This window comes from Nonomuraea sp. NPDC003214 (assembly GCF_053590035.1).
Window position 1 is genome coordinate 65,036 of record NZ_JBSFSX010000022.1, and the last position, 18,684, is coordinate 83,719.

The window sequence follows — 18,684 nt, forward strand, 5'->3', positions numbered from 1 at the left end:
CACGATTATCGCCGAGGCTCCCACCTGAACCACCGCAGCGCGACCAGCCCGGCGGCCCCCCAGACGGCCAGGTTGATCGCGGGCGCCAGCACGTTCCCGCGGGCGACGGCGTCGACCACGGCGCTCGTCGGCAGCAGCCCGAGCAGCGTGTCGGCCCAGCCCGGCAGCGGGATCGGCATCGCGCCCGCGCCCACCGCGGCGAGCAGGAACACCGGCATGGTGTACGCGGCGGCCAGCTCGGCACGGGGGATCGCGGCGGTGTAGGCGGCGCCGAGCACGGCCATCACGGCCGACCCGAGCACCACGGCGGCCGCGTACAGCACGGGGTCGGGCGGGAACGGCACGTCGGCCAGCACCCGCACCGCGACCGTGGACAGCGCGACGAGCGCCACGGTCTGCGTGACCGTGCTGGCGATCTGCCCGGCCAGGATCTGCGCGTCGGTCAGCCTGCTGGTGCGCAGCCGTTTGAGCACGAGCTGGTCGCGGCGGCCGGTGAGGGCGACGGCGATGTTCATGAACGTGGTGATCGACAGCAGGATCGCCAGCGTGCCCTGGAAGATCTCGGTGGCGGCGGTCACGCCCTCGGAGGTCACGTTGCGCATGAGCACCGGCATGCCGACGGCCAGCCCGACGGGCGTGACGACGGAGGCGAAGAGCATGGCCTTGTCCCGCCAGAACAGCCGGGTGCCGAGGTTGTAGGCGGCGGCGAGGGTCATCGAACGCTCCCGGGCAGGTCGAGGAAGAGGTCTTCGAGGGTGGCGGCGCGGACCTCCAGGCCCGCCAGTCGCAGGCCGCGCCCGGCGGCCCAGGTCAGCAGCGTCTGCGCCGCCAGGTCGGGGTCGTCGGCGCGGCACACGGCCAGGTCGCCTTCGAGGGTGACGGGCAGCGGCAGGCTCTCCGGGTCCACCCCGTCGGGCAGCCGGAACGCGACCCGGCCGCCCCGCGCGGCCAGCGTCTCGGCCATGCCGCCCGAGGCGACGATCCGGCCCGCGTCCATGACGGCCAGGGACGAGGCGAGCCGCTGCGCCTCCTCCAGGTAGTGGGTGGTCAGCAGGACGGTGGTGCCGCGCCCGGCGAGCTCGCGGATCACCTGCCAGGTGTCGCGGCGGCCCTCGGGGTCCATGCCGGTGGTCGGCTCGTCGAGGAAGAGCACGTCGGGGCGGCCGAGCAGGGCGAGCGCCAGGTCGAGCCGCCGCTTCTCGCCGCCGGACAGCTGCCGCACCCGGGTGCCCGCCTTGGCCGACAGCCCCGCCAGCTCCAGCGCCTCGCCGCCGGGCCGGGGCGCGGCGGTGAAGCCGCGCCACGTGTCGACGGTCTGCGCCACCGTCAGGTCGGGGAAGAACCCCGCCTCCTGGAGCATGACGCCCGTGCGCTGCCGCACGGCTGCCCGGTCGGCGACCGGGTCGAGGCCGTGCACCCGCACCGTCCCGGCGTCGGGCCGGCGCAGCCCGGTCAGCAGCTCGACGGTCGTGGTCTTGCCGGAGCCGTTCCTGCCGAGAAGCGCGAAGATCTCCCCCTGGGGCACCTCGAACGAGACGTCACGCACGGCCGGGAAGCCGCCGTAGCTCTTGCCGAGCCCCCGCACTTGAATCGCTGTCATGCGGACGACTCTTCCGGAGCCGGAGCCGCGGCGGCAGTGAGGAATTCACGACCTGCGCGAGAGCTTCAGCAGGGCGGCGGTCACCCCCTCGGGGTCGACGAGCTGGTGCAGGTGCAGGCCGGGCGCGTGCAGCACCGGCCAGCCGCGCCGGCGCGCGTCGTCGGCCACGGTGTCGTACGGCGGCCCGTACCAGAGGCAGGAGCAGCGGACGGCGTCCCACCCGGCGGGCACCGGGACGGGGTCGGTGTAGAAGGCGAGCGGGAGGCGCGGCTGCTCGGCCTCCACCCGGGCCCGCGCCGCCGCGTCGGGCGGGAACATGGGGGCGACGTCCTGCTCGTCCCACCAGTCGGTCCAGCGCGGCAGCAGCCCGTCGGCGCCGGCCAGCTCGCGCAGGAACGGCAGGAAGTCGTCCTGCCCGGGGCGCACCAGGCCGCGCGGCGGCGGCAGGTGGGCGTCGGCGAACACGCACGCCACCACCCGCTCGCCCAGCCCCTCCTTGATCACCGGCACGAACAGGCCGGCGTTGCTGTGCGCGGCCAGCACGAGCGGCCCGCCTCCGGGCGCGGTCTCCTGGACCGCGTCGCGCACGGCGGCGACGACGCGCGGCCAGTAGGGCGCGGGGCCGGCCGTCACCCCGGTCAGGTCGGGCACGACGGCGGTGTGGCCCCGGCGCTCCAGCGCCGCCGCCACGGGGGCCCAGGTGAACGGTCCCACGCTGGGGCTGTGTACGAGCACGAACGTCATGTGCTCACCTTGCCGCACCCGGCCCGCCCGGCGGCGGCGTGTCAGCTACCGGCGATCAGACGACGAGCGGCTGCCGGGCGGCGGGCGTGGCCGTGCCGTCGTAGGCGTCCCAGGCGGCGGCCAGCGCGCGCACCGCCCGGGACAGCTCCTCCTCCGGGAACAGGAAGTGCAGCCGCAGGTGACGGGGGTGGCCGCCGAGCGGGTCGAAGGAGCGGCCCGGCGGCACCGCGACCCCGTGCCTGAGCGCGACCTGGGCGAAGGAGTCGGCGTCGCCGCGCGGCAGCCGTACCCAGATCGTCTGGCCGCCCGCGGCGGGCTCGAACGACCACGACGGCAACAGGGCGCGCAGCTCGGTGCGGAGGTGGTCGTGGCGGGCGCGCAGCTCCGCCACGCGCGCCCGCCGGATGCCGTCGAGGCGGCGCAGCAGCGCGGCGGCGGCGAGCTGGCCCATCACCTCGCCGCCGAGGTCGTGCACGGCGCGCAGCCGCGACAGCCGCGACGCCAGCGCGGCGGGGGCGCGGATCCAGCCGATCCGCAGCCCGCCCCACACCACCTTCGACAGCGACGCGATCGTGATCACCTGCTCGCCGCGCGAGCCGGGGGAGCCGGGAGAGCCTGGGGAGCCCGGGGAGTACGCGGCGAGGGGCGGCGGGGTCTCGCCGGTGAAGCAGAGCTCCGCGCACACCTCGTCGTCGATCAGCGGCACGTCGTGCCGGGCGGCCAGCTCGGCCAGCCGCCGCCGCGCTCCGGCGGGCATCACCGAACCGGTCGGGTTGCTCGCCGTCGGCACCGCGTACACCAGGGCGGGCCGGTCCCTCATCGCGGCGGCCACGTCCGGCACGGAGGCCGCGCCAGAATCCGGGCGGGCGGGATCGAGGGCCGGATCGAGGGCCGGATCGGGGGCGGGATCGAGGCGGGCCGGGCGGACGACGGCGGCGGCGTGGCGGAAGACCTCCAGCGCGCCCGGGTACGTCGGCGAGCCCGTCAGAACCGTGTCTCCCGGCGTCAGCAGCAGCCCGGCGAGCAGGGTGAGCGCCTGCTGCGCGCCGTTCGTCACGACGATCTCGTGCGGGGTGGTGGGCAGCCCCCGGCCGGTGTAGTAGTCGGCCACGGCCTGGCGCAGCGTCGCGTTCCCGGCGGGCTGGTAGCCCAGGTCGCGCACGCCGGACAGGGCGGCGGCGGCCTCCGCGTACGCCTCGGCCAGCTCGGGCGGCGGCTCGTCGGGGGCGGCGCAGGTCAGCAGCGCCACGCCGTCCGGCGGATGCAGGATGTGCATGAGCAGCGGGTTGGCGGGCACGCCGTCCAGCGAGCGGGCGGCGGACAGGTCCATCGGGGCGACCCGGGTGCCGCTGCCCTGCCGGCGCACCACCCGGCCCTCCTGCTGGAGCAGGTCGTAGGCGGCCACCACGGTGCCCCGGCCGACCGCGAGCCGCGCGGCCAGCGCCCGGTCGGGCGGCAGCGTCTCGCCCGGGGCCAGCACGCCGTCGTCGACGAGGGCCCGCAGCCGGGCGGCCAGCAGCAGGTAGAGCGGCCCGCGCCCGGACGCCCACCGGCCCAGCAGGTCGACGAGACCATCAAGATTGGCCCCATTCATGAACCAATTTTGTCAGATTGGCCCTGACTTACCACGGCATTTCCGGAGACGCTTACCGTCATGAGCGCATACCGCCCCGAAACCCGAGCGGTCCACCTGCCCCAGCCTCCGGTCGAGGGCAGCCGCCCGATCGCCGTCCCCCTGTACCAGACGTCCGGATTCGTCTTCGACGACCCCGCGGTCATGGCCGACGCGATGAGCCGCCCCGACGGCTCGTTCGTCTACGGCCGCTACGGCAACCCGACCGTCCGCTCCCTGGAGGAGGCGGTCGCCGACCTGGAGGGCGGCGCCGCCGCGATCGCCACCGGCTCCGGCATGGGCGCGATCAGCACCGTCCTGCTCGGCCTGCTCAAGCCCGGCGACCACCTGATCGCCCAGCAGGCCCTGTACGGCGGCACCGCGGCGATGATCAACGAGCTGGCGGCCAGGTTCGGGATCGAGGTCGGCTTCGTCCCCGAGAACGACCCCGACGCCCTGCGCGCGGCCGTGCGGCCCGAGACCAGCCTCGTCTACCTGGAGACGATCGCCAACCCGATGGGCCGCGTCGCCGACCTGCCCGGCATGTGCGCGGCGGCCCGCGAGCTCGGCGTCCCGGTCGCCGTGGACAACACCTTCGCCACGCCCATGCTGTGCCGCCCGATCGAGCACGGCGCCGACATCGTCCTGCACTCCACGACGAAATACCTGTCCGGGCACACCGACGTCGTCGGCGGCCTCGCGGTGTTCGCCGACGACGCCCTGCACCGGAAGACGTGGCACTTCGCCATCGAGCTCGGCGCGTCGGCCGACCCGTTCGCGGCCTGGCTGACGCTGCGCGGCCTGCAGACGCTCGCCCTGCGCATGGAACGGCACTGCGCCAACACCCGCCTGCTGGCGACCCGGCTCGCCGAGCACCCCGCCGTGGCCGCCGTGCACTGGCCCGGCCTGCCCTCGCACCCGTCGTACGAGCTGGCGGGCAAGCTGCTGCCCGACTTCGGCGGCGTGCTGGCCTTCGACCTGACCGGCGGGCGGGCCGCGGGGGAGCGGTTCATGCGCTCGGTACGGCTCGCGCTGCTGGCCCCGTCGCTGGGCGGCGTCGAGACGCTCGTCCTGCACCCGGCCACCACCTCCCACCGCGCGCTGCCCGCCGAGGAGCTGGCACGCCACGGGATCGGCGAGGGCACGGTACGGATCGCCGTCGGCATCGAGCACCCGGAGGACCTCTGGGCCGACATCGAGCAGGCTTTGACATAACGCTTAGGCATTTAGGAAAATGCCTAAGTGCTGTCCGATCTGCGCGCGCTCGCCAGCGAACCGAGGCTGCTCATCCTGAGCTGGCTCAAGGACCCGGTCGCGCACTTCCCGCCCCAGGTCCACGGCGACCTCGTGGACGACGGGGTATGCGCGCAGTTCATCGCGAACAAGCTGGACATGACCCAGCCGAGCGCCACCGGGCACCTGAAGATCCTGGAGCGTGCCGGGCTCATCCGCGGCAGGCGCATCGGGCAGTGGGTGTTCTACCGGCGCGACGAGGAGCGGATGGCACAGCTCAAACGGACGATCGTGGAGGAACTGTGATGCCGGTGTCGTACGAGGACGTGGTGGCCGCCGCCGGGCGCATCGACGGGCACGTGCTGCGCACCCCGGTCCTCGAGGTGTCGCCCGGCCTGATCCTCAAGCTGGAGCTGCTCCAGCACTCCGGGTCGTTCAAGGTGCGGGGCGCGTTCAACCGGCTGCTGTCGGCCGGGGAGGTGCCGGACAGCGGGGTGATCGCGGCCAGCGGCGGCAACCACGGGCTCGCCGTCGCCTATGCCGCCCGCGCGCTCGGCGTCCGGGCGGAGATCTTCGTGCCGGAGGTGACGAGCGCGGTCAAGGTCGCCGGGCTGCGCGCGCTCGGCGCGGAGATCACGCAGACCGGCGCCATCTACGCGGAGGCGGCCGAGGCCGCCGCCAAGCGCGCCGCCGAGACGGGCGCGCTGCCCGTGCACGCCTACGACCAGCCCGAGGTCGTCGCCGGGCAGGGCACCGCCGGGCTGGAGCTCATGGCCCAGACCGGCGGCGTCGACACCGTCCTGGTGGCGGTGGGCGGCGGCGGCTTCGCCGCGGGCACAACCGTCGGCGCCGGCGCGGCGGGTGGCGAGGGGCCGCGGATCGTGGCCGTGGAGCCCGAGCGCATCCCCACCTTCCACGCCGCGCTGGCGGCCGGGCGGCCGGTCCCGGTCGAGGTGAGCGGGGTGGCGGCCGACGCGCTGGGCGCCAGCCGCCTGGGCGAGCTCGCCTACGGCATCCTGGCCGGGGCGGGCGCGCGCAGCGTGCTCGTCAGCGACGAGGCCATCGTGGCGGCCCGCCACACGCTGTGGGCCGAGCACCGCGTGGTCGCCGAGCACGCGGGCGCCACCGCGTACGCCGCCCTGCTGTCGGGCGCGTACGAGCCCGCGCCGGGCGAGCGGGTCGCGGTGCTGGTGTGCGGCTCCAACACCGACCCGGCCACCCTCTGAGCAGGCCGGGACGGGCGTGACCCCGTCCCGGCGGCGGCGCCGTGCGAGCGCGCGCGTCCCTCCCGGGACGACGGCCGGGAAGGGACGCTAGCGGTAGGTGTGCTCGGCGGCGGGGAAGGCCCCGGAGGCGACGTCGCCGGCGAACTCCCGCACCGCCCGTTCCAGGTCGGCGTCCAGGTCGGCGTAGCGCTTGACGAACCGCGCCGGCTCGGGCGTCAGCCCCATGAGGTCCTGCCAGACGAGCACCTGGGCGTCCGTGGCGGGGCCCGCGCCGATGCCGATCACGGGGATCGCCAGCGACGTGGTCACCCGCTCGGCCAGGTCGGCGGGCACGCACTCCAGCACGAGCGCGAACGCCCCGGCCCTGGCCAGGTCCTTGGCGTCGGCCATCAGCTCGTCGCCGGCCTGGCCGCGCCCCTGGACCCGGTAGCCGCCGAGCGTGCCGACCGACTGCGGCGTCAGCCCGAGGTGCGCCATGACCGGCACGCCGGCCCCGGTCAGCGCCTCGACCTGGGGCAGCACGCGGCGGCCGCCCTCCAGCTTGACGGCGTGCGCGCCCGCCTCCTTCATGAAGCGGGCCGCCGTCTCCAGCGCCTGCGCGGGCGAGGACTGGTAGGAGCCGAACGGCAGGTCGGCCACGACGAGCGCGCGGGACGAGCCGCGCACCACGGCCGCGGTCAGCGGCAGCAACTCGTCGACGGTGACCGGCAGGGTCGAGTCGTGCCCGTACACGACCATCGCGGCCGAGTCGCCCACGAGCAGGACGGGGATGCCCGCGCGGTCGAACACGCGGGCGGTCATCGCGTCGTAGGCGGTGACCATGGGCCACCGCTCTCCGCGCTGCTTGGCGGCGGCGAGGTCGCGGACGGTGACACGGCGGCCGGTGACGCCGCCGTAGAGGGACGGTGAAGACATGGGTCAGCCTCCAGAAACGTCTCGAGGCGCCCCGGTGGCGTCCCCGGACTCCTCCCGATGATGTCACGCGGAACAAACCGGTGGCGAAAGTGTCGGTGCTCCTTGACACAATGGCTCGGGAGGTAAGCAATCACCATGGCTATCGAACCTTACCGGCGCCTGTTCCGGCTGCCCGGTGTGGGCGTTCTGCTCCTGGTCGGCCTGCTGGCCAGGGTGCCCTCGACGGCGACGGGCATGGCCCTGACGCTGCATGTCGTCAAGGGCCTCGGGCTCGGCTACACCCAGGCCGGCGTGGTCACGATGGCGAGCACCGTGGGCATGGCCCTCGGCTCGCCGCTGTCGGGAAGGTTCGTCGACAAGTACGGGCTCCGTCCCGTGCTGATCGTCACCACGGCCGCGCAGGCCGCGTTCTGGGCGGCGGCGCCCTCGCTGCCCTATCCGGCGCTGATCCCCGCGGCGGCCCTGGCCGGGCTGCTGGGACTGCCGGTGTTCAGCGTGATCCGGCAGTGCATGGCCGCCATGGTGCCGCTGGACCAGCGCCGGGTGGCCTTCTCGCTCGACTCGATGTTCGTCGAGCTGTCCTACATGGCCGGGCCCGCGCTGGCGGTGTTCGGCATGACCGCGTTCGGCAGCGGGCCGACGCTGGCCTTCATCGCCGTGGGCCTGACGGGCTCGGGGCTGGCGCTGATCGTGCTCAACCCGCCGATCAGGTCGGAGGCGGAGCTGGCGGAGGCGGTCGTCAAGGTGCCGCGCCGCCAGTGGCTCACGCCCCGGCTGGCCGCGCTGCTCGGCACCACGGCCGCCGCCACGTTCGTGCTCACCGCCAGCGAGCTGGCCCTGGTCGGCAGCATCGAGGGCGCGGGCCAGACCGAGTGGATCGGGCTGGCGGTCGGCATCTGGTGCCTCTACTCGCTGATCGGCGGGTTCGTCTACGGCGGGCTGTCGCGCGGGTTCTCGCCGCTGGTGCTGATCGGCGGCATGGGGCTGCTGACCGTCCCGGTGGGGCTGGTCTCGGGCGGCTGGTGGTGGCTGGTGCTGGCGCTGCTGCCCGCCGGCCTGCTGTGCGCGCCGTCGCTGTCGTCCACGGTCGAGACCATGACCCGCTGGGTGCCGGCGGCGGCCAGGGGCGAGGCGATGGGGCTGCACGGCACCGCCCTGCTCATCGGCGGCGCGGCCTCGGCGCCGATCGCGGGCGCGGTCATCGACGCGCACGGCTCGGCCTGGGCGTTCGCGGTGGCGGGGCTGGTCGCGGTGCTGATGGTGCTGGTGGCGCTGCCGTTCTGGCGAGGCGGTACGAGCCGGGGCGGCGATAGTGGCGGCAAGGGTGGCGAGGGCGGCACGGCGGCGGAGCGCCGGGACACGGTCCCGGAGACGGCCCCGGAGACGGTGCCGGACGAGGTGTCCGCCTGAGTTAACGAAACGATACCGTTGCGTATCGGAATGCCTTGCGATACGGTGGCGTAGCGAAACATTGCCGTATCGAAATTAAGGCTTCCCTTTGATGGACGAGAACACAGGACACCCACGCCGCTGGGCCATCCTCGGCGTGCTGGTGTTCAGCCTGCTGGCGGTCGTGATCGACAACACGATCCTCAACGTGGCGATGAAGACCATCGCCGACCCGGTGGCGGGGCTGGGGGCGACGCAGAGCGAGCTGGAATGGGCGATCAACTCCTACACGCTGGTGTTCGCCGGGCTCCTGTTCACCTTCGGCGTGATCGGTGACCGCACCGGGCGCAAGCGCATGCTGTTCGTCGGCATGGTGCTGTTCGGCCTGTCATCACTGGCCAGCGCCTACGCCCAGGACCCCACGCAGCTCATCATGGCCAGGGCGGCGATGGGCATCGGCGGCGCGGCCATCATGCCCGCCACGCTGGCCATCATCTCCAACGTCTTCCCGCCCGGCGAGCGCGGCAAGGCCATCGGCTTCTGGGCCGGCGGCGTCGGCCTCGCCGTGGCGGTCGGCCCGATCACCGGCGGGCTGCTCATCGAGCACTTCTGGTGGGGCTCGGTCTTCCTGATCAACGTGCCGATCGTGCTCATCAGCCTCGTGCTCATCGCCACCGTCGTGCCCGAGTCGCGTGACCCCAAGCCGTCCAGGCTCGACCCGGTCGGCGTGCTGCTGTCGATCGTCGGCCTGGTGGCCGTCGTCTACGGCATCATCCGGGGCGGCGAGCTGGCCACGATCGCCTCCGCCGAGGTCCTCGTGCCCACCCTGGCCGGCCTGGCGGTGCTCGCCGTGTTCGTCTGGTGGGAGCGGCGCATCGACAACCCGGTCTTCGACGTGCGCAGCTTCGGCAACGTCCGGTTCAGCTCGGCCATCGGCATGATGGGCATCGTCTTCTTCGCGATGATGGGCGGGATGTTCTTCCTGACCTTCTACCTGCAGATCGTGCTGGACTACAGCCCGGTGCAGGCGGGGGCGCTGATGATCCCGTTCGCGGCGGCGCAGCTCATCTTCGCGCCGCTCAGCCAGCGGATCACCCAGCGGTTCGGGGCCAAGCTCTCGGCGACGGTCAGCCTGATCGTGGTCACGCTGGCGCTGGCCTCCTACGCCTTCTTCGACCAGAACACGCCGATCGTGCTCATCGAGGCGGTGTTCTTCGTGCAGGGCGCGGCGATGGCCAACGTCATGCCGCCCGCCACCACCGCGATCATGGAGTCGCTGCCCCGGGAGAAGGCCGGCGTCGGCTCGGCCATGAGCAACACCGTCCGGCAGGTCGCGGGCGCGCTCGGCGTGGCCGTGCTCGGCTCCGTCCTGTCCTCCAGCTACCGGGGCGAGATCGCGCCCGCGCTGGCCGGGCTGCCCGCCGACGTCCAGCACGCCGGCGGCGAGTCGGTCATGGCGACCGTCGAGGTCGCCCGGTCGCTCGGCGAGCGCGGCCAGGCCCTGCTGCAGCCCGCTTTCGACGCCTTCGTCCACGGCATGCACACCACGGCGTGGGTGTCGGCGGCCATCGGCCTGGTGGGCATCGCCGTCGTGGCACGCTGGATGCCGGGAAAGCCCCGGCCGGCGCAGCAGGCGGAGCAGAAGGAACCAGCGGTAGTGTGAGGCCTCGATGACCATCCGGGAACCGGTGACGACCCGCCCAGCGGGCCGCCCACGCAGCGAGAAGGCCGAGAAGGCGATCGTCGAGGCGACCCTCGACCTGATAGCCGACGGCATGGGGATCTCCGAGCTGTCCATCGAGGCGATCGCCGCGCGGGCGGGTGTCGGCAAGACGACGATCTACCGGCGGTGGTCCAACAAGGAGGACCTGGTCGTCGACGCCCTCGCCACGCTGAAGGCGCCGCTGCCGCCGCTGGCCGGTCTGTCGGTGCGCGACGACCTGATCGCGCTGGTCGACGTGATGCGGCTGGAGAGCGGCCGGTCGATGCGCTCCCGGTGCATCATGAACGTCGTGATGGGCGAGGCCGACCGGCACCCGCGCCTGACCGAGCGCTTCTTCAAGCGGGCGGTCGAGCCGCGCCGGCGGGCCATGGAGGACGTGCTGGCGCGCGGCGTCGCCACCGGAGAGCTGGACCCGGACCTCGACGTGGAGGTCGGCATGGCGCTGCTGTCGGGCGCCATGGTCTGGTACACCAAGTGGGGCCCCGCCGGCGACCTCCCGGCCGACCTGGCCGAGCGGGTCGTCGACCGGGTCCTCGCCGGCCTGCTGCCCCGGCCCTGAGCCCTCGCGGCGGCCGGGGCCGGCCCGTCAGGGCGCGGCCTCGCGCCACCGGTTGGTGATGGGCAGCCTGCGGTCGCGGCCGAAGTTCTTCGGCGTGATCTTGGGGCCGGGCGGATACTGCCGCCGCTTGTACTCGGCCAGGTCCACCAGCCGGATCACCCGCTCCACCAGCGCCGGGTCGTGCCCGGCGGCGATGAGCTCGCGCGAGCCCAGGTCCTTCTCCACGTAGTCGTCCAGCAGCCGGTCCAGCACCTCGTAGGGCGGCAGCGAGTCGGTGTCGCGCTGGTCGGGCCGCAGCTCGGCGCTGGGCTCCTTGGTGATGGAGTTCTCCGGCACGGGCCGCTCCGCCTCCAGCAGGAAGCCCGGGTCGGTGTGCTCGTTGCGCCAGCGGGCCAGCTCCCACACCATCAGCTTCGGCACGTCCTTGATCGGCGCGAACCCGCCGGCCGAATCGCCGTAGAGGGTCGAGTAGCCGGTCGCCAGCTCGCTCTTGTTGCCGGTGGTCAGCACCAGGTGGCCGTGCTCGTTCGACAGGCCCATGAGGATCATGCCGCGCACCCTGGCCTGGAGGTTCTCGGCGGCCAGGCCGGACAGGTCGATCTCCTTCTCGAAGGAGTTGACGATCTCGGCGATGGGCACCACCTGCGAGCGCAGCCCCTGCCGCCGCACCAGCTCCTCGGCGTCGGCCAGCGAGTGCTCGGAGGAGTAGCGCGAGGGCATGAGCACCACGTTGACCCGGTCGGGGCCGATCGCGTCGGCGGCGATCGTCGCGGTCAGCGCCGAGTCGATGCCGCCGGACAGGCCCAGGATGACCGAGCGGAAGCCGTTCTTGGCCACGTAGTCGCGCACCGCGAGCACCAGCGCCGAGTAGACCTCGGCGTGCGTGCCGAGCGCCTCGGCGATCGACGGGGGCTCGGGCTCGTACGGCTCGACCGGGTCCTGGGAGAGCACCAGCCGCTCCACGGTGATCGCCGTGCCGTCGCCCGCGTCGTACGGGAACGTGCCGGGCTCGGCCGAGGAGACCGGCAGGTCGAGGTCGGCGATCAGCAGCTCCTCGCGGAACTGGGCGGCCCGCGCCACCAGCTCGCCCGCGTCGCCGACCACCAGCGAGTCGCCGTCGAAGACCAGCTCGTCCTGGCCGCCGACCTGGTTGACGTAGACGAGCGCGCACCCGGCCTCGCGCGCCCTGCGGGCGCACAGCTCCAGGCGTACGTCGTCCTTCTCCTTCTCGTACGGCGAGGCGTTGGGGACGACGAGCAGGCCCGCGCCCGCCTGGCCCACGACGGCGACCGGGCCGCCCTCCTGCCACAGGTCCTCGCACACCGCGATCGCCACGTCGACCCCGTGCAGCCGGAAGATCGGCAGCCGGTCGCCGCGCACGAAGTAGCGGTATTCGTCGAACACGCCGTAGTTGGGCAGGTGGTGCTTGGCCGTGCGGGTGACGACGTGGCCCCGGTGGAGCAGGGCGGCCGCGTCGAGCGGGGCGCCCTTCGGACGGCCGAGCCGGGGCTCCAGGCCGGCGCGGTCGACGTAGCCGACGACCACGGGCAGCTCGCCCAGCCCCTCCTCGGCCAGCCTGACCGCCACCGCCTCGAGGGCGGCGATGCTCGCGTCCACGAAGGACGTCCGCAGCACCAGGTCCTCGGCGGGATAGCCGGTGAGGAACATCTCGGTGAACACCGCCAGGTGAGCACCGCGGTCGGCGGCGTCGCGGGTCCACGCGACGAGCTTGTCGGCGTTGCCCGCCAGATCGCCGACGGTCGGGTTGGTCTGTGCCAAGGCAATGCGCAGTTGTGCCACGGGCACCAGCCTAGTACGGCCCGATTTTTATCGTCCAAGCGACGAGAAGTCGGTCATCGCGAGACGGTCGTGCCGGGAGTCACCAGGCCCGACTCGTAGGCGGCCACCACGAGCTGCGCCCGCTGCGACAGCCCCAGATGCTCCAGCAGCGCCCGAACCGACGCCGCGGCCTCCTCCTCCGGCAGCGCGAGCGTCTGCGCGATCTGCGCGTTCGTCAGGCCGCGCGCCACCAGGCGCAGCACGTCGAGCCGGGAGTCGGACAGCCCCGCCAGCGCGGGCGGCGAGCCCGGGTCGGCGCGGCCGGCGAAGCCCGCGATGAGCCGCGTCGTGACCGCCGGGTCGATGAGCGCGTCGCCCGCCGACGCGGCGCGGATCGCCGCCACGAGCTGCTCGGGCGGCGAGGTCTTCAGGACGAAGCCGCTCACCCCGGCGCGCAGCGCGGCGTAGAGGTTCTCGTCGCTGCCGAACGTGGTCATCATGATGACCTTGGGCGGGTCCGGGTCGGCGAGGATGCGGCGGGCCGCGGCCAGGCCGTCGAGGTGCGGCATCTGGATGTCGAGCAGCACCACGTCCGGGGCGGCCTCGCGGACCGCGGCGATCGCCCGCTCACCGTCGGTGGCCTCGCCGGCGAACTCCAGCCCGGGCTCGGCGGACAGCATCACCCGAAGGCCCGTCCGTACGAGGGCCTGGTCGTCGGCCACCAGCACCCGCAACGGCCGGCCGGCGCTCCCGGCAGGAGCGGCGGCGGCGGGGGGCGTGAAGGCGGCGGGATGCGGGGCGGGGGCGTCGAGGCGCTGGGCGAGGATGTCGCCCTCCAGGCGCTTGAGCCCGGCCGTGAGGTCGAGGCCCAGCTCGTCGCGCCACAGCGCGCGGGCGCGGCGCAGCGCGGCCAGCGCGTCGCCCTGGCGGCCGGTGCGGTAGAGGGCCAGCGCGAGCAGCCGCCACGGCTCCTCGCGCAGCGGGCAGGCGGCGGCGTGCGCCTCCAGGTCGGGCACCAGCGCGGTGGCGCGGCCGAGCGCCAGCCCGGCGGCGGCGCGCCGCTCCACGGCGGTCAGCCGCAGCTCCTCCAGGCGGGCCGCCTCCGTCACCGCCCACAGCAGCTCGCCGAACTCGGCCAGCGCCGGCCCGCGCCACAGCGCCAGCGCGGTGTCGAGCGCCGCCCACACCTCGGCGGCGGTGCCCTCGGTCCTGGCCAGCGCCTCGAACCGCCACGCGTCGACTTGGTCCCGCCCGGCGCGCAGGGCGTAGCCGGGCGGCGCCGACACCAGCACGGCGGCCTCCTCCCGGGGAGCCCGGCCGGGTTCGAGCGCGCGGCGCAGGCGGGAGACGTAGCCCTGGATGGTCGACAGCGCCTGCGCGGGCGGCCCGGCGGGCCACAGCTCGTCGATGAGCGTGCTCACGGGCACGGCGCGGCCGCCGGCGACGAGCAGGCGCGCGAGCACCGCCCGCTGCCGCTGCCCGCCCAGGTCGAGGGGGTCGGGACCGATCCAGGCCCGGAACGGCCCCAAGGCGGTGAAGGTCAGCATGGTAGGCGCAAGCGTAGGGCCACCGGCGGCCCCGGTACAGCGGTCAGCGGCGGCGGATCGCGGGCCCGAGCGCCAGCATCGCGACGGCCGAGACCAGGCCGATGCCGCCGACCGTGAACCACAGCGCCGCCTGCCCGCCGGCCTCCAGCAGCCAGCTCCCCAGCAGCGGCGCCAGCACGGCCGCCGCCGACCAGGCGAACCCGAACAGCCCCGAGTAGCGTCCGCGCAGGTGGGCGGGGGCCAGCCGGGCCACGATCGCGCCCGCGATGCCCGCCGTCACGATCTCGCCCGCCGTCCACACCACGATCGTCACCGCCAGCCAGAACGTGGTCGTGACGAACGCCGTCAGCGCGAACCCGACGCCCATCACCGCCAGCCCCAGCGCCAGCGTCCTGGCCGGGTCGAGCCGGCCCAGCCAGCCCGACACCAGCGGCTGCACGATCACGATGAGCACCCCGTTGAGCGCCATGGCCAGCCCGAACTGCCCCGTGGTGAGCCCGGTCAGCTCCGTCATGGCCATCGGCAGCGTGGTGTACGTCTGCGCGTAGACCAGCGCGTTGCCGAGCGTCACCAGCGTGAACGCGACCATCAGCCTGTCGCGCAGCACCATCCCGAACCCGCCCGACGACTCCCGCTCGGCCGGCCGCGTCTCCGGGATCGCCCGCCAGACCAGCACCGCGAACGCCACGCAGCCCACCGCGTCCACCCAGAACAGCCAGTGGAACCCGAGCTGCGCCAGCCACCCGCCCGCCGTCATCCCGACCGAGTAGCCCAGGTTGATCGCCCAGAACAGCAGCCCGTACGCGCGCGGCCGCTCGACCGGCGAGACCAGGTCGGCGACCAGCGCGTTGGAGGCCGGCCGGTAGGCGTCGACGACCAGGCCGAGCACGAACATCGAGGCCAGGATCGCCGGCAGCGTCGTGCTGTAGCCGAGCGACAGCATCATCATGGCGGTGGCCAGCATGCCGCCCGCCAGCGTCGCCCGGCGGCCGATCCGGTCGGCGAGCACCCCCGCCAGGAGCTGCGACACCAGCGACCCGGCGCCGAACACCGCCATCACCATCCCGGCGGCGGCCAGCGACAGGCCGCGCGCCTGGGTCAGGTAGACGCCGGTGAACGGCATCACCATGGTGCCGAGGCGGTTCACCAGGGTGCCGCCCCACAGGGCCCAGAACGGGCGGGGCAGGCCGCCGAGCTGCGAACGCAGGAAGGACGGCTTCTCGACAGTCGTGCTATTCACCCGCTAAGAGTGATATTGGGGGATTTGGCGGGGCGAACGATTTAGCGCACACTAAAAGGCATGTCGGTGACCTGGACTCTCAAGCCCGAGGACATGGCGCGCATCCGGTTCGCGTTCTCCCCGATGTGGGAGCTCGTGGCCAGCCTGCGCACGCTCCAGGACCCCGCCCGCCAGTCCATCCACCTGCCGTGGATCAAGTGCGTGCGGCCCCGCCTGGCGGGCCTCGACCTGGCCGAGCTGTTCGCGCTCGTGCCCGCCTCCGGCTACCTCGCCGACTTCCTCACCCCGCCGCCCGACACGCCGCTGCCCGACTTCGCCGCCGAGCTCGCCCGCGTACGCGCCACCCGTCCCGAACGCGCCGCCGCCGAGGCCGCCCGCGTCCAGGGCACCGACCGGGCGGTGCTCGACCGGTTCCTGGCCGACCCGGCGGCCGGGGTCGAACGCGTCGCCGCCGCGCTGGAGGCGTACTGGGAGACGTGCTTCGCCGAGTTCTGGCCGCGCGTCTACGGCCTGCTGGAACGCGACGTGCTGCGCCGGTCGCGGCAGCTCGCCCAGGGCGGCGCCCGCGAGCTGTTCGCCGGCCTCGGCCCCGCCGTGACCTGGACGGGGGAGCGGCTGCTCGTCGACCGGCCCTGGTGCGCCACGGGCGGGCTGCACGGCGACGGCCTGGTGCTGGTCCCGACCGCCTTCTACTGGCCGTCGGTGGCCGTCATGTCCGCGCCCTACCAGTCGATGCTCGTCTACCCGGTCCTCGGCGTCGGCACGCTGTGGGAGAGCGGGCCGCCGCCCGCGCCCGGCGCGCTCGCCGCCCTCATCGGCCGCAGCCGGGCCGCGATCCTGCTCGCGCTGGACGAGCCCAGCACCACCTCCGCGCTCGCCGGGCGCATGGCGCTCACCCCCGGCGCCGTCAGCCAGCACCTCGGCGTGCTCAGCGGCAGCGGCCTGGCCGTCGGCATGCGCGTCGGCAAGCAGGTCGTCTACCGCCGCACCCCCACCGGCGACGCGCTGGCCGCCACCGGCGCTCAGCTGTAGCGGGTGGACTCCATCAGCCAGTCCAGGTGCGCCCGCGGCGCCGCCAGATAGGCGCACGCCACCTTGCTCACGTCCCTGGCCGTACGCGGTCCGAGGTCGTCCAGCGGCAGCCGCCTGGCCGCCTCCTGCATGTCGCGGCAGCGCTCGGCGATCCGGTCCACCACCCAGGCCACCGCCTCACGCTCGCCCAGGCCCAGCTCCCGCCCCGCGATCACCACCAGGTTGTGCGCGTCGCCGCGCTCCTTCGGCCGCGACGCCACGTCGTTGCACCAGGCGGTGACGTCGCTGCAGGCGTTGACCAGCTCCTGCCACGGCTCGGACCGGTGCACCCACGCCGGCACCTCCACCCGCAGGCACGGCTCCACCAGGTCGTACAGGTAGGGGCCGACCGTGCCCCGGCGCAGCGCCGGGTAGTCGGCCAGCGACGGCGCCGCGCCCGACGCCCGGTTGGCCGCCTCGGTCCGGCAGGCGTAGTGCTGGCGCTGCAGGTTGACCGCGAACCGGCGCCGCCACTGGTCGCTCATCCGCGAGCTCGTCACCCGCCACAGATCGGCGAACGCGGCCTCCAGCGGATGGCCGGTCGAGCCCTCCAGCATGCCCTGGAACACCTCCAGCCGGCACTGCCCCTCGTCCAGCTCGTCGTCCAGGTGGAACAGCCACGTCAGCCACTGCGCGAACAGCGCCGCCGCCGCCGCGTCGAACTCGGCGAACGCCCGCCCCGCCATCCGGTGGAAGCCCACCCCCGGATCGGCGCGCAGCCCGGTGCGCCGCGCCCAGTCGATGACGGCCGCCTCGATCGCGTAGACCGCCGGATGCATGCGGCACGGCGCCGCCATCGCCGGCACCCGCTCGGTCAGCGCCAGCAGCGCCACCGCCGCCGAGCCGCCCCTGCGGGGCAACGGCAGCAGCGGCTTCCAGTGCAGCACCGACCGCAGCGCGGACCGCACCGACGCCAGCACGGTCGTGTTCGCCGCCGTGTTGGCCGCCGTGTTGGCCGTCGTGTTCGCCGCCGTGTCCCTGGTGGCGTTCACAGCGGTCCGTAGAGCCAGTTGCCCGCGGCGTTCGGATCTTCGCTCACGTAGTACTCGCGAGCCGCCAGGACCAGCTCCTCCACGGTGAGCGCCCCTCTGCCGGAGCGGTCCAGCCGCTCGAACGCCTCGTCCACGTCGTCGTAGGCGGTGCCGAACGCGGCCAGCATCGTGCGGAACTCCTTCGGGCCCACGTGCCCGTCGCCGTCGATGTCGCACAGCTCGGCGACCGCCACCGCCGCCGGCCGGAACACCTCGTCGTAGCCGCCGCCGGTGACGAAGGCGGCAGTCATGCCCACGCGGAAGTCCTCCCGCGTCAGGCCCAGATCGCGGTCGCGGCCGAGCGCCTCCGACAGCGCCGTCCAGATCCCGTCGAAGCTGTCGACGAGGCTGCTGCCGGTGACCGAGGTGGGGGACTCCCCGAAACCCACGAGCAGGCGGGCGCCCAGCCCCAGCAGGTCCTCGCGCGCCACGACGCCCGCGCCCCCGGCGTCGATGTGGTCGAAGGCCCGATCGAGCTTGTGATTGAGCAGGTCGATAGCCACCAATGCCTCCCCCGAGACTGACTGCGTGATCACAGTAAGTCCGGCCGGGCCCTTTGTCAGCGAGGCTCGCACCGGCGGCCCGCGTAACCTGTGCGAAACACGGACACGGCATGCTGATATGAGACCTGTACTGCCACTGACGAGGGGACGCCGTGGACCGCCAGCAGGAGTTCGTGCTCCGCACCCTTGAGGAACGCGACATCCGGTTCATCCGGCTCTGGTTCACCGACGTGCTCGGCTTCCTCAAGTCCGTCGCCATCGCCCCCGCCGAGCTGGAGGGTGCCTTCGCCGAGGGCATCGGCTTCGACGGCTCGGCCATCGAGGGCTTCGCCCGCGTCTACGAGGCCGACATGCTGGCCAAGCCCGACCCGTCGACGTTCCAGATCCTGCCCTGGCGCAGCGAGACGCCCGGCGCCGGCCGCATCTTCTGCGACATCCTCATGCCCGACGGCTCGCCCTCCCACGCCGACCCCCGCTGGGTGCTCAAGCGCACGCTCGCCAAGTGCGCCGAC

General features: G+C 73.9%; 18 protein-coding genes. 8 read left to right on the forward strand and 10 right to left on the reverse strand.

What is annotated here, in order from left to right:
- Positions 1-5: 5 nt before the first annotated feature.
- Genes ACWDXC_RS41135 through ACWDXC_RS41150 form a run of 4 tightly spaced genes read right to left on the reverse strand, consistent with a single transcriptional unit; the run spans position 6 to position 3,938 of the window.
- Positions 6-716, reverse strand: coding sequence for an ABC transporter permease (locus ACWDXC_RS41135; protein ID WP_449991751.1), 711 nt, complete (start codon positions 714-716; stop codon positions 6-8).
- Complete coding sequence (locus tag ACWDXC_RS41140; RefSeq protein ID WP_375071804.1) at positions 713-1,600, reverse strand: ABC transporter ATP-binding protein; 888 nt, start codon at positions 1,598-1,600, stop codon at positions 713-715. Before ACWDXC_RS41140 ends, ACWDXC_RS41135 begins: the two co-directional genes overlap by 4 nt.
- 45 nt (positions 1,601-1,645) lie before the next feature.
- A complete protein-coding gene (locus ACWDXC_RS41145) occupies positions 1,646-2,344 on the reverse strand; it encodes an alpha/beta fold hydrolase (protein WP_449991754.1) in 699 nt (232 codons plus the stop codon).
- A gap of 55 nt (positions 2,345-2,399) precedes the next feature.
- Positions 2,400-3,938, reverse strand: coding sequence for an aminotransferase-like domain-containing protein (locus ACWDXC_RS41150; RefSeq protein WP_449991756.1), 1,539 nt, complete (start codon positions 3,936-3,938; stop codon positions 2,400-2,402).
- 60 nt (positions 3,939-3,998) lie between these two features.
- Here ACWDXC_RS41150 and ACWDXC_RS41155 point away from each other — a divergent pair, with 60 nt between their 5' ends.
- Genes ACWDXC_RS41155 through ACWDXC_RS41165 form a run of 3 tightly spaced genes read left to right on the forward strand, consistent with a single transcriptional unit; the run spans position 3,999 to position 6,415 of the window.
- On the forward strand, positions 3,999-5,171 hold the full coding sequence (locus tag ACWDXC_RS41155; protein ID WP_449991759.1) for a trans-sulfuration enzyme family protein: 1,173 nt from the start codon (positions 3,999-4,001) through the stop codon (positions 5,169-5,171).
- A gap of 27 nt (positions 5,172-5,198) precedes the next feature.
- The gene (locus ACWDXC_RS41160; protein WP_308126043.1) at positions 5,199-5,495 is read left to right on the forward strand and encodes an ArsR/SmtB family transcription factor; all 297 of its coding nucleotides are present in this window, start codon (positions 5,199-5,201) and stop codon (positions 5,493-5,495) included.
- Complete coding sequence (locus ACWDXC_RS41165; RefSeq protein ID WP_449991762.1) at positions 5,495-6,415, forward strand: threonine/serine dehydratase; 921 nt, start codon at positions 5,495-5,497, stop codon at positions 6,413-6,415. The genes ACWDXC_RS41160 and ACWDXC_RS41165 overlap by 1 nt, the downstream gene beginning before the upstream one ends.
- An 87-nt stretch (positions 6,416-6,502) precedes the next feature.
- Here ACWDXC_RS41165 and panB read toward each other — a convergent pair whose 3' ends face one another.
- Positions 6,503-7,330 (reverse strand): 3-methyl-2-oxobutanoate hydroxymethyltransferase, encoded by an 828-nt coding sequence (gene panB, locus ACWDXC_RS41170; protein WP_219510829.1) that lies wholly within the window; start codon positions 7,328-7,330, stop codon positions 6,503-6,505.
- A gap of 135 nt (positions 7,331-7,465) precedes the next feature.
- Between panB and ACWDXC_RS41175 the strand changes: the two genes are divergently transcribed.
- The 3 genes from ACWDXC_RS41175 to ACWDXC_RS41185 all read left to right on the forward strand — a co-directional run bounded on the left by ACWDXC_RS41175 (position 7,466) and on the right by ACWDXC_RS41185 (position 11,001).
- Positions 7,466-8,740 carry an MFS transporter gene (locus ACWDXC_RS41175; protein WP_449991765.1) on the forward strand — a complete coding sequence of 425 codons (1,275 nt, stop codon included), beginning with the start codon at positions 7,466-7,468 and terminating at the stop codon, positions 8,738-8,740.
- Positions 8,741-8,831: 91 nt separating this feature from the next.
- Positions 8,832-10,382 carry an MFS transporter gene (locus ACWDXC_RS41180; RefSeq protein ID WP_449991767.1) on the forward strand — a complete coding sequence of 517 codons (1,551 nt, stop codon included), beginning with the start codon at positions 8,832-8,834 and terminating at the stop codon, positions 10,380-10,382.
- A 7-nt stretch (positions 10,383-10,389) separates the two neighbouring features.
- Positions 10,390-11,001, forward strand: coding sequence for a TetR/AcrR family transcriptional regulator (locus ACWDXC_RS41185; protein ID WP_449991770.1), 612 nt, complete (start codon positions 10,390-10,392; stop codon positions 10,999-11,001).
- 27 nt (positions 11,002-11,028) lie between these two features.
- Here the strand turns inward: ACWDXC_RS41185 and ACWDXC_RS41190 are convergent, their stop codons facing one another.
- Genes ACWDXC_RS41190 through ACWDXC_RS41200 form a run of 3 tightly spaced genes read right to left on the reverse strand, consistent with a single transcriptional unit; the run spans position 11,029 to position 15,567 of the window.
- Complete coding sequence (locus tag ACWDXC_RS41190) at positions 11,029-12,801, reverse strand: NAD+ synthase (RefSeq protein ID WP_449991772.1); 1,773 nt, start codon at positions 12,799-12,801, stop codon at positions 11,029-11,031.
- Positions 12,802-12,854: 53 nt separating this feature from the next.
- The gene (locus tag ACWDXC_RS41195) at positions 12,855-14,327 is read right to left on the reverse strand and encodes a BTAD domain-containing putative transcriptional regulator (protein WP_449991775.1); all 1,473 of its coding nucleotides are present in this window, start codon (positions 14,325-14,327) and stop codon (positions 12,855-12,857) included.
- A 43-nt stretch (positions 14,328-14,370) separates the two neighbouring features.
- Entirely contained in the window at positions 14,371-15,567 is a 1,197-nt protein-coding gene (locus tag ACWDXC_RS41200) for an MDR family MFS transporter (RefSeq protein WP_449991778.1), read from the reverse strand.
- Positions 15,568-15,627: 60 nt separating this feature from the next.
- On the opposite strand from ACWDXC_RS41200, the gene ACWDXC_RS41205 reads away from it, so the two are divergent.
- The gene (locus ACWDXC_RS41205; RefSeq protein WP_219510812.1) at positions 15,628-16,599 is read left to right on the forward strand and encodes a DUF5937 family protein; all 972 of its coding nucleotides are present in this window, start codon (positions 15,628-15,630) and stop codon (positions 16,597-16,599) included.
- Here the strand turns inward: ACWDXC_RS41205 and ACWDXC_RS41210 are convergent.
- Both ACWDXC_RS41210 and ACWDXC_RS41215 read right to left on the reverse strand, forming a co-directional pair.
- On the reverse strand, positions 16,590-17,630 hold the full coding sequence (locus ACWDXC_RS41210) for a terpene synthase family protein (RefSeq protein ID WP_449991781.1): 1,041 nt from the start codon (positions 17,628-17,630) through the stop codon (positions 16,590-16,592). The genes ACWDXC_RS41205 and ACWDXC_RS41210 overlap by 10 nt on opposite strands.
- Positions 17,627-18,172, reverse strand: a complete 546-nt coding sequence (locus ACWDXC_RS41215; protein WP_219510807.1) for an EF-hand domain-containing protein — start codon at positions 18,170-18,172, stop codon at positions 17,627-17,629. The genes ACWDXC_RS41210 and ACWDXC_RS41215 overlap by 4 nt, the downstream gene beginning before the upstream one ends.
- 152 nt (positions 18,173-18,324) lie before the next feature.
- Between ACWDXC_RS41215 and ACWDXC_RS41220 the strand changes: the two genes are divergently transcribed.
- Positions 18,325-18,684: glutamine synthetase beta-grasp domain-containing protein (locus ACWDXC_RS41220; RefSeq protein ID WP_449991785.1), on the forward strand; the 360-nt coding region annotated here is incomplete at its 3' end.